Source organism: Treponema bryantii (assembly GCF_036492245.1).
Lineage (GTDB): Bacteria > Spirochaetota > Spirochaetia > Treponematales > Treponemataceae > Treponema_D > Treponema_D bryantii_C.
This window is the reverse complement of record NZ_AP025286.1, coordinates 2,265,508-2,279,861: the sequence shown is the minus strand read 5'-3', so window position 1 is coordinate 2,279,861 and position 14,354 is coordinate 2,265,508. Positions and strand designations below refer to the sequence as shown.

The 14,354-nt window shown below is 38.8% G+C and carries 13 protein-coding genes; 11 read left to right on the top strand and 2 right to left on the bottom strand.

Going from position 1 to position 14,354, the window contains the following annotated elements; genetic code table 11:
- The first annotated feature begins 13 nt into the window (after nt 1–13).
- From hisIE to AABJ44_RS10080, 9 genes are all read left to right on the top strand, one after another.
- Nucleotides 14–1,309: a bifunctional phosphoribosyl-AMP cyclohydrolase/phosphoribosyl-ATP diphosphatase HisIE gene (gene hisIE / locus AABJ44_RS10120; protein ID WP_074639918.1), complete on the top strand. Its 1,296-nt coding sequence runs from the start codon at nt 14–16 to the stop codon at nt 1,307–1,309.
- A gap of 116 nt (nt 1,310–1,425) precedes the next feature.
- Nucleotides 1,426–2,793, top strand: a complete 1,368-nt coding sequence (gene hisD / locus AABJ44_RS10115) for a histidinol dehydrogenase (protein ID WP_074639920.1) — start codon at nt 1,426–1,428, stop codon at nt 2,791–2,793.
- Entirely contained in the window at nt 2,790–3,365 is a 576-nt protein-coding gene (gene def, locus AABJ44_RS10110; protein WP_338368893.1) for a peptide deformylase, read from the top strand. Before hisD ends, def begins: the two co-directional genes overlap by 4 nt.
- Nucleotides 3,366–3,384: 19 nt before the next feature.
- Entirely contained in the window at nt 3,385–4,332 is a 948-nt protein-coding gene (fmt, locus tag AABJ44_RS10105; RefSeq protein WP_338368891.1) for a methionyl-tRNA formyltransferase, read from the top strand.
- Nucleotides 4,333–4,347: 15 nt separating this feature from the next.
- Nucleotides 4,348–5,421 carry a PASTA domain-containing protein gene (locus tag AABJ44_RS10100; protein ID WP_338368888.1) on the top strand — a complete coding sequence of 358 codons (1,074 nt, stop codon included), beginning with the start codon at nt 4,348–4,350 and terminating at the stop codon, nt 5,419–5,421.
- Nucleotides 5,422–5,430: 9 nt separating this feature from the next.
- Nucleotides 5,431–6,936: a type I 3-dehydroquinate dehydratase gene (locus tag AABJ44_RS10095; RefSeq protein WP_338368886.1), complete on the top strand. Its 1,506-nt coding sequence runs from the start codon at nt 5,431–5,433 to the stop codon at nt 6,934–6,936.
- A 38-nt stretch (nt 6,937–6,974) separates the two neighbouring features.
- On the top strand, nt 6,975–7,703 hold the full coding sequence (gene rpiA, locus AABJ44_RS10090) for a ribose-5-phosphate isomerase RpiA (protein ID WP_338368885.1): 729 nt from the start codon (nt 6,975–6,977) through the stop codon (nt 7,701–7,703).
- A gap of 15 nt (nt 7,704–7,718) precedes the next feature.
- The gene (locus AABJ44_RS10085; protein WP_338368883.1) at nt 7,719–9,092 is read left to right on the top strand and encodes an RluA family pseudouridine synthase; all 1,374 of its coding nucleotides are present in this window, start codon (nt 7,719–7,721) and stop codon (nt 9,090–9,092) included.
- Between the two features lie 117 nt (nt 9,093–9,209).
- Complete coding sequence (locus AABJ44_RS10080; RefSeq protein WP_338368882.1) at nt 9,210–9,638, top strand: hypothetical protein; 429 nt, start codon at nt 9,210–9,212, stop codon at nt 9,636–9,638.
- 216 nt (nt 9,639–9,854) lie between these two features.
- On the opposite strand, the gene AABJ44_RS10075 is transcribed toward AABJ44_RS10080, so the two are convergent.
- Both AABJ44_RS10075 and AABJ44_RS10070 read right to left on the bottom strand, forming a co-directional pair.
- Nucleotides 9,855–10,652, bottom strand: a complete 798-nt coding sequence (locus tag AABJ44_RS10075; RefSeq protein ID WP_218141017.1) for an IS4 family transposase — start codon at nt 10,650–10,652, stop codon at nt 9,855–9,857.
- Between the two features lie 3 nt (nt 10,653–10,655).
- A complete protein-coding gene (locus tag AABJ44_RS10070; protein WP_051563075.1) occupies nt 10,656–11,168 on the bottom strand; it encodes a hypothetical protein in 513 nt (170 codons plus the stop codon).
- Between the two features lie 456 nt (nt 11,169–11,624).
- Between AABJ44_RS10070 and AABJ44_RS10065 the strand changes: the two genes are divergently transcribed.
- Together AABJ44_RS10065 and AABJ44_RS10060 are read left to right on the top strand one after the other, a co-directional pair.
- Nucleotides 11,625–12,593 (top strand): alpha/beta fold hydrolase, encoded by a 969-nt coding sequence (locus AABJ44_RS10065; RefSeq protein ID WP_026512991.1) that lies wholly within the window; start codon nt 11,625–11,627, stop codon nt 12,591–12,593.
- A gap of 348 nt (nt 12,594–12,941) precedes the next feature.
- Nucleotides 12,942–14,261, top strand: coding sequence for an IS4 family transposase (locus AABJ44_RS10060; protein ID WP_026655762.1), 1,320 nt, complete (start codon nt 12,942–12,944; stop codon nt 14,259–14,261).
- The last annotated feature ends 93 nt before the right edge of the window (nt 14,262–14,354 follow it).

The window sequence follows — 14,354 nt, the reverse complement described above, 5'->3', positions numbered from 1 at the left end:
TAAAATGCCCAATATGGTAATAGCTTCTATTGATTTGAAAAACGGACATGTCGTTCAGCTTAAGAACGGCAAGGAACTGGTTTTGCAGCGTGATGACGCTGACGCACTTATCAGCCAGTTTGACATGTATGGCGAAGTTGCAGTTATTGATTTGGATGCAGCTTTAGGAAATGTTGATGCAAAGGGTAATACTGTTAATACCCCGCTTTTAAAATCACTTCTCCATCATGGAAACGTTCGTACCGGCGGTGGAATCCGCACAGTTAAACGCGCACGTGAGCTCATCAGTCTTGGTGCAGAAAAAGTTATTATCGGTTCAAGCGCATGGAAAACTAATCCTCAGCCTGGCGAGTCAGTTTTGAATGAAGACTTTTTGAACGAACTTGCAGCTGCAATCGGAAAAGATAGAATCATCATTTCTGTAGATGCAATAAACGGTAAGATTGCCGTAAAGGGCTGGACCGAAACTGTTGATATTCCTTTGATTGAAGGTGCAAAACAGGCCGAAAAGTTCTGTTCTGAACTTCTTTTTACTTGTGTAGAAAAAGAAGGCTGCATGCAGGGAACAAACATGGATTATGTTCGTGAACTCCGTAGCGCAGTCCATTGCCGCGTAGTAGCTGCCGGTGGAATCTCTTCTGTTGAAGAAATCAAAGAGCTTGAAAAACTTCATTGTGATGTACAGCTTGGTATGGCTCTTTATACAAATAAAGTCAATCTTACAGATTCTTTTGTTGCCTGTCTTGATTTTGAAAAGACACCTCTCATTCCTGTAATTGCTCAGAGTGTAAACGGTGACGTTCTTATGCAGGCTTATGCAAATGAAGAAGCAATCCGTAAGAGTTTTGAATGCGGTAAGCTTACCTTCTGGAGCCGTTCTCGTAACGAACTCTGGACTAAGGGTGACACAAGCGGAAATTTCCTTCAGTTGGTTCGCATGCGTGCTGATTGTGACCGCGACTGTATTCTTGCAACTGTACTTCCTACAGGACCTTCCTGCCATACCGGAAGCTGGACCTGTTTTACAACTGACCCTGGCGAAAAATCAAGCATGGGCAGACTTTATAATATTATTGCAGACCGTTTTGCTAATCCAAAACCTGGCAGTTACACAGCTACTCTTGATGCTAAGCGTGTACGCGAAAAGGTTGAAGAAGAAGCAGAAGAGCTTTGTGAAGCAGACGGCCGCGATGAGGTAATCTGGGAAGCCGCAGACCTCATCTATTTTGTAAATGTACTGTTGTACAAGGAAGGCGTAACCTGGAAGGACGTTTACGACGAGCTGGACAGACGTCACAAGGAGAAATAAGCCTAAAATCGAAGAACCGTTAAAAACTGGGTTGCGACAGCGGGCCAGTTTAGGTTCATCGAAAGAATGGCTCAGAGGCAAGCTTTGCTTGCCGACTTTAAAGGAGATTACTTAGTATGATACAGATACAAAAATATAACGATTTAGAGCCTGAGTTTTTTAAGGGCCGTTCCTTCGGTGAAACAAATGAAGTAGTAACCTCTGTTCTTGAAGAGGTTGTAAAACGTGGAGATGCAGCACTTCGTCTTTATGGTCAGAAGTTTGATGTTGCAGTTCCTGGTACTTTTGAAGTTCCTCAGGAGGAGCTTAAGGCTGCTGCTGAAAAACTCAGAATTGAAAAGCGCGATGTTTACGACGCTATTGTATATTCACACGACCTTGCACTTCGCTTTGCAAAGCTTCAGAAAAAATCATTCAAGGATTTTGAAGAAGAACTTGAGCCAGGTCTTTTTACAGGTCAGAAAACAATTCCTGTTGATACAGCGGGCTGTTATGTTCCTGCCGGACGTTTCCCTCTGGTTTCAACAGTAATTATGACTGTTACTCCTGCTGTTGCTGCCGGTGTTCCAAACGTAATTATGTGTACACCTCCACGCGTTCACCCGGATGACAAGGTTGCTGCCGGAAAGACTGGAAGCGGAATTCCTGGTAAAGCATATGTTGGCGGGAAGCCTTATGCAGATGAAGGAATTATGGCCGCTGCTTATATCTGTGGTGTAAATCACCTTTATGCAGTTGGTGGTTCTCAGGCTATCGGTGCCATGGCTTTTGGTACAGAAAGCATTCCTAAGGTTGATGTAATTGTTGGACCTGGTAATAAATTTGTTGCTGCTGCAAAGGCTTCTGTTTTTGGCGCAGTTGGAATTGACTTTATGGCTGGTCCTACAGAAGTTATGATTATTGCTGATAAGTCTGCTAATCCTGAATGGGTAGCAGCTGACCTTCTTGCACAGGCTGAACACGATATTGTTGCACAGCCTGTTCTTGTTACAGATGATATGGATTTTGCTTCTAAGGTAAGTGAGTCTATTGAAAATCAACTTGAAACTCTTACAACTAAGGCAATTGCCCGCCAGAGTATTGATACTTACGGAAAAATTATAATTGTTGATAAAATAGAAGATGCTGTTGAAATTGCAAACATGAAAGCTCCAGAACACCTTGAGCTTGCAATGGATAAGGGCGCTGTTCGAGATAAGATTGAAAAGGCTGTTCATAATTACGGTTCTCTGTTTGTAGGTCACTATTCTGCAGAAGTTCTTGGTGATTATGCAGGTGGATTGAACCACACACTTCCAACTTCTGGAGCAGCTCACTACACAGGCGGACTCAGCGTAAGAATGTTCCTTAAGACTGTAACAACTCTCAGAGCTGAAAAGGGTAAGCCTGGAACTCTTAAGTCTACAGCTGCAGCTGGCTATCTTGGAGATTCTGAAGGTCTTGCAGGACACGCACGTGCTGCACGTATCAGAGGTGAAAAATGATTTTAAATATAACAAAGCTTGGTGAAGAGGTTCTTCGTCAGAAGGCAGAACCTGTTGTTGAAGTAAATGACGAAATCAGACAGCTTGCAAACGACATGCTTGAGACTATGGTTGATGCTGATGGTGTTGGACTTGCAGCTCCTCAGATTGGTAAGAGCATCAGAATGTTTGTTGCTATGGCTGATGATGATGTAAAACGCGTTTTCATTAATCCTCAGATTATCAAAACTTCTGAAGAGGTTGCAGATTATGAAGAGGGCTGTCTGAGTATTCCACAGGTTTACGAATCAATCACACGTCCTGTTCGTGTAACTGTTCAGGCTTTGAATGAAAAGGGACGTCCGTTTACTCTTGATGCAGACGGACTTCTTGCCCGCATCATTCAGCATGAATATGATCACCTTGACGGTATTCTTTACATTGACCGTGGTGATAAGGCTTTTGCAGAAAAGACTGAAGCTCAGTTCAAAAAGCGTGCAGAACGTGCTGCTGAAAAAGCCCGCGAAAAGGAATCTAAGGCCCGCAAGATTGCAGCAAAACTTGCTGCAAAAGAAGCAAAAAAAGCAAAATAAATAACGTAAGGCAAAACGAATGATCAGGATTTTATTTGCAGGAAGTCCGGAAACGGCAAAGAAAACACTTGAGATTCTCAATGGCGCAAAAAGCGAAATCGGCTTTGAAATTGCAGGTGTACTTTCAAATCCACCTACAGCAAAGGGCCGTCATAAGGATCTGATTCCAACTCCGGTTGCGGCTTTTGCTGAGTCTCAGGGAATTCCTGTTCTTACTCCTGCTCATCTTGATGGAGAGGCACGCGATGCTGTACGTCCGCTTAAGGCAGATCTTCTTGTCTGCTTTGCTTACGGACATATCTTTGGACCTAAGTTTCTGGAGCTTTTTCCGTTCGGTGGTATAAATCTTCATCCTTCTTTACTGCCTAAATATCGTGGCTGTACCCCTGTTCCTGCAGCTATATTGAATCGCGATAAACAGACTGCCGTTACAATTCAGACTCTCGGTTTGAAAATGGACGAGGGTGATATTCTTGAGCAGACTGTAGTAGAACTCAATGGAACAGAAACTGGTGAATCACTTTTGAATTACAGTGCAGAGGAAGGTGCAAAACTAATTCTTGAAGTAATCAAAAAATGTAATTCAGAAGGCAAACTCCCTGAGGGACGTCCCCAGTCTGGAGAAGCTTCTTATACTGGAATTATTACAAAAGAAGATGGCCGTATAAACTGGAATGAAAGTGCGGAAGTTATTGAAGCAAAAATCCGTGCTTACTATCCTGAGCCAGGCTGCTGGTGTATGGAAAATGGCTTACCTTTGAGAATTCTTGAGGCTAGTGTATTTTCCGGAACATTTGAAGGTACTGCCGGTACTGTCTTGGAATTTTCCAAGAGGGACGGTATTCTAATAAAAACAGGCGATGGAATCCTTGCTGTAAAGAAACTGCAGCGTCAGGGTAAAAACGCTATGGATTATAAAAGTTTTATGAACGGTGCTAGAAACTTTATCGGTACCGTGCTGGTTTAATATATAGAGGAAATTATGGACGACAACAAAGATTACGAAAATGAATCTAAATCTTCTAAAATCAAGAATATATTCAAAAAGAAGCCGCATATAAGCATAAAGTTTTCTGAGTCTTATGATAAATTTCAGACAAGTATTCCGGCTTTTCTTGGAATCTGTCTTTGTGCATTTGCACTTATGTGTTTTGCAGCATTTGCTATTTTCTTTATAAATGTAAAAGGCCCGGAAAAGGTTCTTGTTCCAAATGTTGTAGGAAAGAATCTTGAAGATGCACTTCTGGAGATGCAGGTAAAGGAACTTTATCCAAAAATCAGTCTGCGTTATTCAGACCTTCCTGGAGATGAAGGAACTATTCTTGATCAGTCTCCGGATGCAGGTGCAATCGTAAAAGGCTACAGCCGTGTTTCTCTTGTTGTAAGCCGTGGTGTAATTGTTGATAAGGTTGATGAATATACCGGTATGAATATTGAAGATCTTCGCATGAAGCTTCAGACTTTGTTTGCCGGACAGACTAAACCTCTTATCGTGCTTGCAGAACCAGAGTATAAACCTGATGCATCTGATGCCGGAACAATTCTCGAACAGGATCCACCTGCTGGTACAAAAATTTCTGAACCTGTTACAGTTCAGCTTGTTGTAAGCCGTGGACCTAACTACGAAAATACTAAGGCTCCTTACCTTATTGGTCAGAGCGTTAACGACCTTCTTCAGATTATTACAAGAAGCAAGCTTGTATTTGATATTACTTCACACAAGTCTTCCGATGATGAAAAGCCGGGAACTGTTGTTGATCAGCAGGCATTCGATGACGAGTTTGTTCCAAATTATACTCGTGTTGCTGTTGAAATGGCTCTTCCTTCTGGTGAATATAACGATAACATTTATGGTATCTATCAGGAAAAGGTTGCAGATTATCCATATCCAGTTCCAATGAAGATTGAAGCTTATCCTGCTGAGGGTAATTCATATACACTTCTCAGCTTTAATCATCCGGGTGGAATGGTTACCGTACCATATGCAGTTCCAAAGGGAACAACCCTTGAGCTTACAGTTGTAAATAAAGTAGTTTCAAAAAAGACAGTTAATTAAGGAAAAGTCATGAACCAGCCGCTGATATGTATGACCCTTACCGGCAAGACTCTTGAAGAGGATCTTAAGCTTGTAAAAAAGTATGAAAAATATATTGATATGGTTGAGCTGCGGGTTGATCATCTTAATGAAGATGAACAGTTAAGCGCCCGCCGTTTTCCAGCAATGATATATCAGCCGTGTATTCTTACAATCCGCCGCGACATTGACGGTGGTCAGTTTACTGGTGGTGATTTTGCACGTACAAATCTTTTTGCACGTGCCCTTGCTTTTGCAAATCCTGATAAATCAAAAAACTTTGCCTTTGTAGATTTTGAAGAAGATTTTCATATTCCAAGTATTCAGGATGCGGCTATGGCTTTTGGTGTTCGTATTATCAGAAGCTGCCATAGTATGAAAGAACCGATCCTGAATATACGTGAACGCTGCGACATTATGCGTAAAACCGGTTATGAAATTCCAAAAATTGCCTTCATGCCTCATTCTCTTTCTGATGTATTAAATCTTTTGAAAGAAGGTGAGAGTATGACTCAGTATGAGCATATTCTCTGTGCTATGGGAGCAGAAGGTTTTCCTTCTCGTTTACTTGCAAGCAGAACTAATTCTTTCCTTACTTATGTATCTCCGGAAGAAGTTTTAGAAAATACAAAAGCTATTGGACATATTGATCCTGTGACAATCAATGAGATGTATCATTTCAAATCAATCAATCAGGATACTTCTCTTTATGGAATTGCAGGCTGGCCTCTATTAAAAACTTCGAGTCCTGAAATTCATAATAAAGGTTACGAAGCTAAAAAACTAAATGCTGTTTATATTCCATATCGTTCTCAGCTGATCTCTGATACTCTTTCTTTCTGTGAGGGTATTGGAGTAAAGGGACTTTCCGTTACAATTCCTCATAAAGAATCTGTAATGTATTATATTCATGAGCAGTCACCAGAGGTTGCTCAGATTGGAGCTTGTAATACTATTGTACGAAAGAATAATAAATGGCTTGGTTACAATACTGATGCTCCTGGTTTCCGACGAGCTCTTGAAGAATTTCTTGGCCCTGTAAAAATCAAACACAAGAAAGTTGCTGTAATTGGAGCAGGTGGTGCAGCTAAGGCAATTGTTTATGTTCTTAAGCAGATGGGGGCGAGAGTTTGTATTTTTAATCGTACAGTGGAAACCGCAGCCCAGTTAGCAGAAAAGTATGGCTTTAATTACTGCCAGCTGGATCCACATTGTATGGCAAAGCTGGATGAATATTCTACACTTATCGTGCAGACTACTTCGGTGGGTATGAATTCAGAAGGTCCAAGCAGTGCGGAAAATGATCCGATTTATTTTTATGATTTCCGCGGCAATGAACTTCTTTTTGATATTGTTTATGAGCCGTCTACAACCCCTGTAATGAAGAGAGCTGCTCTGGCAGGCTGTAGAGTATGTAATGGTTATAAGATGCTTGAATATCAGGCCTATGAACAGTTTAAGCTGTTTACTGGTCTGAACTACGAAGAAAAAAAATAAAACAATTACGGTTATTATTGTAGGAGGTTATAACCGCTATGTCTTTATCACAATCAGAACAAAAAACTTTGGTGGCTAATACAGCCGTTGATACCCTTATTGAAAAAGGTCTTATTTTCAGCGGTATGAAGATTGGTCTTGGTACAGGTTCAACAGCTATGCCTGCAGTAAAACGTCTTGCTGAACACATTACAAGTGGAAAACTTAAAGATATAAAAGCTGTAGTTACAAGTTTTCAGACACAGAATGCCTGCCAGGATTATGGAATTCCTGTTTATTCAATGAACGACAGAGCAATTGGAGGTCAGCTTGATCTTGCAATTGATGGTGCAGATGAGGTTGATCCGGACTGTAACTGTATTAAGGGTGGCGGTGCTGCTCATGTTCGTGAAAAGATTGTTGAATATAATGCAAAGATCTTTGTCGTAATTGCTGATTCTTCAAAAGCGGTACAGACAATCGGTACTAAGTTCCCGGTTCCTGTAGAAATTATCGGTGATGCACGCGTACCTGTAATGAATGCTCTTAGTGCTCTTGGTGCTACAGCTGTTCTTCGTGAAGGTGTTCGAAAAGCTGGCCCTGTAATTACAGATAATGGAAATCAGATTCTTGACTGTACATGGAAAGAACCTATAAACGTTCCTGAGATGGAAGCAAAAATCAATTCTATTGTTGGAGTTGTAGAGACAGGTCTCTTTACCCAGAATAAGCCGATTGTTTTCATTTCAAAAGAAGACGGCTCAGTAGAAATCAGAAATCTTAAATAGGGCGTACCACTGTAAATGTTTCCACCGTTTTCGCAGGAATCTGCCCGTCATTACTGCCAGAAGCTCATTTCCTTAATAGAAAGGGGAGATGTACAGTTAAAGCAATGCGGGCGGGAAAGTGAAGAACGAAAAGGACAAGGCGTTATGATTGGCGCTCTTGTCTGCTGGAAAAAACATGAAGATGGTACAGGACATCGGGTTGTGCTTTATGCTGTGAGCGGAAATAATAAACAGCTTGAAGCTGTACGTCCTTTTAAAAATCTTTTTGTAGAAAAATCAGTCTTTGTTCCTTCTATAGTTTCTTCAGATAAAATTGATAAAGCGCTTGAAGAAAATGATTTACAGATTCATAAATTAACGGATCAGATTAACAAACTAACGTTAGTTAATAAATCATCTCCTGAAAGAAAACAGCTTATTGAACAGCGAACCTGCCTTACTGATGCCTCTCTTAAAAATGTGTTTTCACTTTATGCTTTTACACGTTTTGATGGAATGCCTGTAACTCTTGATGAAATAATCAAACTACATGGCGGACATCTTCCGCCGACAGGAACGGGCGACTGCTGTGCTCCAAAGTTTTTAAGTTATGCCTTTGCACATGAACTTGAACCAGTTAGTATGGATGAAGTTTATTTTGGTCGTGATACAAAAAACAAACAGAATGGGATTTCTTATCCTCCTTGTGATGAGCGCTGTGGTTATATTCTTCCTTCAATTTTAGGACTTGAAATTTTATATCGGGATAAGGATATAGTTGTTGTAAATAAACAAAGCGGACTTCTTTCTGTTCCCGGGAAGGGCGAGGACAAGCAGGATTGTGTAGAATCGCGTGTACGTAACTTGTTTCCAGAGGCACCGGTGCAATGTGCCGTACACAGACTTGATATGGAGACTTCAGGTATTTTGATTTGTGCCCTAAATCCCGAAGCACACAGAAAATTAAACGAACAGTTTGCAGCAGGACAGGTTCATAAAAAATATATTGCACTTCTTGATGGAATCTTGCGTGGAAAAACAGAAGGAAGAACAGAACTTCCTTTCCGACTGGATCCAGATAACAGACCGCATCAGATTTTTGATGAGGTAAACGGTAAACTCGGAATTACAGAATGGAAAAAGCTTGGAGTTGAAAAACTTCAAACTGGTTCCGGGGAAAAGATTGTAACTCGTATTGGTTTTTCGCCTCTTACCGGCAGAACACATCAGCTGAGACTTGCTTCGAGTTGTTCTGTAGAACGCGGTGGACTAGGTATCCCAATTGTTGGAGACAGTTTGTATGGAGAGTGCAGGGACGGTGAACGGCTTATGCTTCATGCGGCAGAAATAAAATTTTATCATCCAACAAGTGGTGAATTACTGCATATTGTCTGCAAACCAGAGTTTTAGCTAATAATCAATAATGTTGCAAATAATAAAATTTTATAAATATTGATGTTGACAAAATGTTTTTATTAAGTTATTTTTTACCATCTTGATACATTATTTTCATAGAAGAGGTAAAATATGAAAAAGAGATTTGGTTTAATCGCCATTGTTTTTGGAGTTGCAGTTTTATTTTCAAGTTGTGAGTTAATTGGTATGGCCAAAGCAATGAAAGAAGTTGGTGACGAATTAACTGATTACAATAAAGTTTATATAACAAATGAAACAGGTGAAAAAATTACTGTAATTTATGAAGAGGATCCTACAACAGTAGATGAAGGAAAAACAGCACGAACTGGTACTATTACACTTAAAGCAGGTGATTCAAATAAGGAGTTTTTAGCTACATACGGATATTTCAAATTGTTTGTTAAAAATAATGGTGAAAATATTAGAATTATGGAGGAAGAATATCCTAGTGATAATTATCATCTTATTTCTGCACATAATTTAGTTACAATTACAAAAGAAGATGGTAAATATTATTACTCATCTAAATCTCGTGGTTAATTATTGTAAAAATAAATTATTCCAGAATACATTCTGAAAAAAACGGCACATTTTTTAATCAATGTCATTAAGTTAACATTGACCAATTAAGGGATTAACCAAAGAATCAACAAGAGCGATTGAGGTATTTATATCTTCAATCGTTCTTTTTTTATTTCTGAGCATCACAACAAGACAGACGAAAGTCTGCCGCAAAAAGTATTCAATTAAGTATAATTATGCTACTCTATACAAGAAACCATGAAAAATCTTTGTAGTCAGATTTCGAGTGCGATGTCGTTCTGGCCGTATCGGTATAAGATTTCTTGCAATTATGGTTTCCAGATTGGGTGGTGATGCTCTTTCATAGAAGAAGAGTCTGCACATATGGACGGCAACTGAGAAGTTTGCTTTATATGTATGCTTTCTTTGTTTTTTAGCAATGACTACATGCGAGGTAATCATTTCAGAAAAGTTATACATAATCAGATGTGCATAGATTTCTTGATGGATGCACATCACCTTTTTTGAATGAAAATCAAGCATCCCTAATGTATACTTTAAATCTCGGAAAGATGTTTCAATTCCCCAACGGGCAGCGTATAGTCGCTTTAACTCTGTCGCTGGATACGCGTCTTTGTCAAGGTTCGTGAGTACTGTTTCGTAACTCTCAGTTCCTATTTCAAAACGGACCACCCTGAACTTTAATTCATAAAATATAACAGGATCTGCTTTTCTTGTTTTCTCCGGTAAATAATCGAAACTTGCGTTATGGGGGATAAATCGATATTTATTTTTATCTTTCATAAGTTCCTTTATTTCATTGGTTTGTTTTCGTACAAGCTTCAAGCAAATATCAACATCAAATTCATTCTCTTCAGGGAGTAGCAATCCGTCCTTTATGCCAGCTTTTCCATCTTTTACACGTATCAAAAAGAACCATCCTTTTTCCTGTATATGAGCCATGTTGTTATAAGATTCATATCCCCTGTCTGCGATGACTAAGGCCTTCTGTATGTCTGATTTATCAACCATTTCTTACAATGCCATATGTTCATTCCCACTCATACGCCCTTGTATTCTTGAATCAACATAAATATGTTGTTCAAGATCATAAAGGGCGTTTAAATGAATTAGGTTGTAAGGCTTCTGACCATTTGCCCCTGGAAAATAGGTATCTTCATCATCTGGATTAGTTGCGATTTGAATATCAGAACCATCTACTGCCAATAATCTTAATTGGCAAGATTGCTCGGTTATCTTTTCTGTGAACCCTGCCAATATATCCCTGAAGGCTTCAGGCTTGATTTTGCTCCGTTGTTGGACAAAAGCAGAGGCGGAGGGCATTTCAGGGTCATTATTAAAGATGTCAATCAACTCATTTGTAAGTCCCTTGCTACCCATTCCGATAATACTTTCCACGACTTTTTTAAAAGAGAGTTTTCGTTCTCGTGAAAAATCACGCCCTGGATTTGAACAATACTTATCAGAAGCATTTGCAACAGTTTCAATTTCCGACATTAATAGCTTTTTAATGTGTTTTGGTTTCATATAAGCACCTCCTTGCAATTAACTCTTGCTAATTACAAGGGCCGCTTTCGCTACCTCTCTATTCGATCAGTAGCGAAAGCGGCCGCACATTTTGTCGCTCGTGTCAAGTGTTAAAAAAAAGACCCCTATACCATTTCTGATATAGGAATCTATGTTTGTTATTTTAACTTAATGACATTGAGCCGTGGCTAGCCTTTTTTATGTAATAGGAAATTCCTCTGGAATCTCCTATTACATAAAAAACAAGCTGCGCTTGTAAGATGTGTCTCGCCTGCATATGTACTTAATTGCTTTCAGCAATTGCAGGCTCGCACTGCGGGAGTTTCGCATAGCGAAACTCTATCTTGTTGAATCCTTGACAGGGAAGAAATCCTATGATATATCATACTACGTCAGACATACTATGGCAGTCGAGTATAGAAATCGGAATATGTTTTATTAATAGGGGAGAGAAAGATGAAGAAGATAATAGGCCGTGTCACAGGTGTTATTTTGGCAGGGATTGTCCTGTTTATTACTATATTTGCTGTTTATCAGCATTTGAATATGCATGGAGCTCTTAAGCAGCTTAGAACAGAAGGCTATGAAAATCGAGTTTCAGTGGGTGATTATTCGCTTAATGTGTATCAGTGTGGAAAAGAAAATGGTAATCATAGAATAGTTTGCTTATCGGGATTTATTGATGGTGAAGCTGTCATAGCCTGGCGAGAAATGACAAAAGAAATTGAAAAGAATAATGAATTGTATTTCATCGACAGGGCTGGATATGGCTTGAGTGACGACACTAAAAACGATATGACAGTTGAATATGTTGTTGAGGACTATCGCAAGGCTCTTAAAAATGCCGGCGTGAAGCCTCCATATGTTCTTATAGGCCATTCCTTAGGCGGTATATATTCTACTTATTGGGAAAGCAAATATCCTGATGAAATAGAAGGTGTCGCAATTTTTGATGGCGTACCAGTTTATCCGATTGAAGAGGACCAGTACAGTGCTTGGGACTTCTTCCCTGGTTGGATGCATACAGCTGGTAAATTTGGTCTAATCAACGCTCTGATTAAGCCTATCTGTAATGAGGATGATGACGACAGTACTTTTGCTATCTTGGATGAAAAGCATAGAGATATAGCCTGGAGAGTATTATCTAAGACTATGGGTTCAAATGCCTGTAACTCAGAAGAAAAGCTATTTGGAGACAACATTAGAAAGACTTGGGACACCTTAAAAACGAATGAAATACCTAAAGTATATGTTGCGGCCACAACATATGGAGTAGAAAGTGAAAATCCTGATATAAAAGCAACATATATGGAAAAGCTAGGAAATTGTCAGATGGTAGAGTGCCCTGGATGGCATGAAATATATCTGGATAAACCTGAGAAATGCTCAGATATCCTGGTTAATTTTATTAAGGAAATTAATTGATATAATCACCCTATATAATGATGTGAGTGTCAAAAGTAAATTTTGCTTAGCACAAGCTAAAGCCTGTGTACATACTAAAAACTTCTTTTTAGTCGGTTTTTAGTATGATTTTTTATATCAGTTGAGTGGAAACAAGAATGAAAAAGGCTAGCCGATAGAAAATCAATGTCATTAAGTTGAGATGACAGCCCAAAAGATCTCTATGTCAGAAATGACATAGGGGTCTTTTTTTCTTAAAAGGTATTGACAGATTATCGTAAATGTGTGGCCGCTTTCGCTACTGATGTTTTAAAGGTAGCGAAAGCGGCCCTTGTAATTAAGGAAAACTTGATTGCAAGGAGGTCACATATGAAACCAAAACACATTAAAAAGCTTTTATTATCTGAAATCACTACCACTACTCAAAACATGTTGGATTATGTTGTTAATCCCAAAGTAGATTTCACTAGGAATCGTAAGCTTCCATTCGAAAAAATAGTCAGAGCTATCATCGAGATGGAAAGCAAGAGTATAACCAATGAGATGATTGATATCTTCCATGATGTCAGTTCATTGCCATCTGCCTCGGCTTTTGTTCAGCAAAGACAAAAGATTAAGCCCGAATTTTTTAGAGACATCTTTAAAGGGTTTACAAATAAACTACAAAATCATTCGCATTCTGATTTAACTATTCTTGCAGTTGATGGTTCTGATATTCAAATTCCAACTAATTCTGAAGATAAAAAATCTTATTATCCCAGTGTTAATGGACAAAAGCCCTACAATTTGTTGCATTTAAATGCACTCTATAATCTAGAAAATCATTTATATACTGATGTAGTACTTCAAGGAAAGCATGATGCAAATGAGCACTCTGCATTGCAAGAGATGGTAGATAGATCGCCTATTCCCAAAGCATTAGTAATTGCTGATAGAGGATACGAATCTTATCACAGTATGGCACATATCCAAGAAAAAGGTTGGTATTATCTCATAAGGATTAAGGATGGTACACGAGGAATTAAGAATGGATTAGACCTACCTGATGAAGAAGAATTTGATGTAAATATTGATTTAAAACTTACGCGTAAACAAACAAAGGAAATGAAGGAATTATTTTTGAAGGACAAGAATCACTACAAATTGATTGCACATTCACATCCGTTTGATTATCTCCCAACAAAGCTAAGGAAAAAGGATTCAGTAGCCTTTTATGAGCTTAAATTTAGAATCGTACGATTCAAGATTACTGAAGACACATATGAAACCGTAATTACTAACTTGGACGCTAAGGAATATACGCCAACAAATTTAAAAAAGTTATATGCAGCCAGATGGGGGATAGAAACTTCATTTAGAGATTTAAAATATACTATTGGAATGCTAGATTTTCATTCAAAAAAGGTGATGTGTATTCAGCAAGAAATATACGCACATCTGATAATGTATAACTTTGCGGAAATGATTACCTCGCACGTAGTCATTGAAAAAAAGCAAAGAAAATATACATACAAAGCGAACTTTACCGTTGCTGCTCATGTCTGCAGACTATTCTTGCGTGAAAAAACGACATCACCTAATTTAGAAACTATAATAGCTAGAAATATAATTCCAGTTAGACCTAATAGGCATCGTAAACGAATACTGACAGGAAAAGTATTTCATAGTTTCTTATATAGAGTAGCATAAATAATCAAAATAAAACATGATTAGTAGGTGGATTTTAGATCCGCCTGTTTGTTATGCCTAAAAAGGAAGAAACGGGAATGAAGGTTATCATCT

Excerpts from the sequence above, each read along its gene's own strand:
- AABJ44_RS10095 (WP_338368886.1), top strand. The coding sequence starts at position 5,431 with ATGAACCAGCCGCTGATATGTATGACCCTTACCGGCAAGACTCTTGAA.
- AABJ44_RS10085 (WP_338368883.1), top strand. The coding sequence starts at position 7,719 with ATGTTTCCACCGTTTTCGCAGGAATCTGCCCGTCATTACTGCCAGAAG.
- hisD (WP_074639920.1), top strand. The coding sequence starts at position 1,426 with ATGATACAGATACAAAAATATAACGATTTAGAGCCTGAGTTTTTTAAG.
- AABJ44_RS10065 (WP_026512991.1), top strand. The coding sequence starts at position 11,625 with ATGAAGAAGATAATAGGCCGTGTCACAGGTGTTATTTTGGCAGGGATT.
- AABJ44_RS10100 (WP_338368888.1), top strand. The coding sequence starts at position 4,348 with ATGGACGACAACAAAGATTACGAAAATGAATCTAAATCTTCTAAAATC.
- hisIE (WP_074639918.1), top strand. The coding sequence starts at position 14 with ATGGTAATAGCTTCTATTGATTTGAAAAACGGACATGTCGTTCAGCTT.
- def (WP_338368893.1), top strand. The coding sequence starts at position 2,790 with ATGATTTTAAATATAACAAAGCTTGGTGAAGAGGTTCTTCGTCAGAAG.
- rpiA (WP_338368885.1), top strand. The coding sequence starts at position 6,975 with ATGTCTTTATCACAATCAGAACAAAAAACTTTGGTGGCTAATACAGCC.
- AABJ44_RS10075 (WP_218141017.1), bottom strand. The coding sequence starts at position 10,652 with ATGGTTGATAAATCAGACATACAGAAGGCCTTAGTCATCGCAGACAGG.
- AABJ44_RS10080 (WP_338368882.1), top strand. The coding sequence starts at position 9,210 with ATGAAAAAGAGATTTGGTTTAATCGCCATTGTTTTTGGAGTTGCAGTT.
- AABJ44_RS10060 (WP_026655762.1), top strand. The coding sequence starts at position 12,942 with ATGAAACCAAAACACATTAAAAAGCTTTTATTATCTGAAATCACTACC.
- fmt (WP_338368891.1), top strand. The coding sequence starts at position 3,385 with ATGATCAGGATTTTATTTGCAGGAAGTCCGGAAACGGCAAAGAAAACA.
- AABJ44_RS10070 (WP_051563075.1), bottom strand. The coding sequence starts at position 11,168 with ATGAAACCAAAACACATTAAAAAGCTATTAATGTCGGAAATTGAAACT.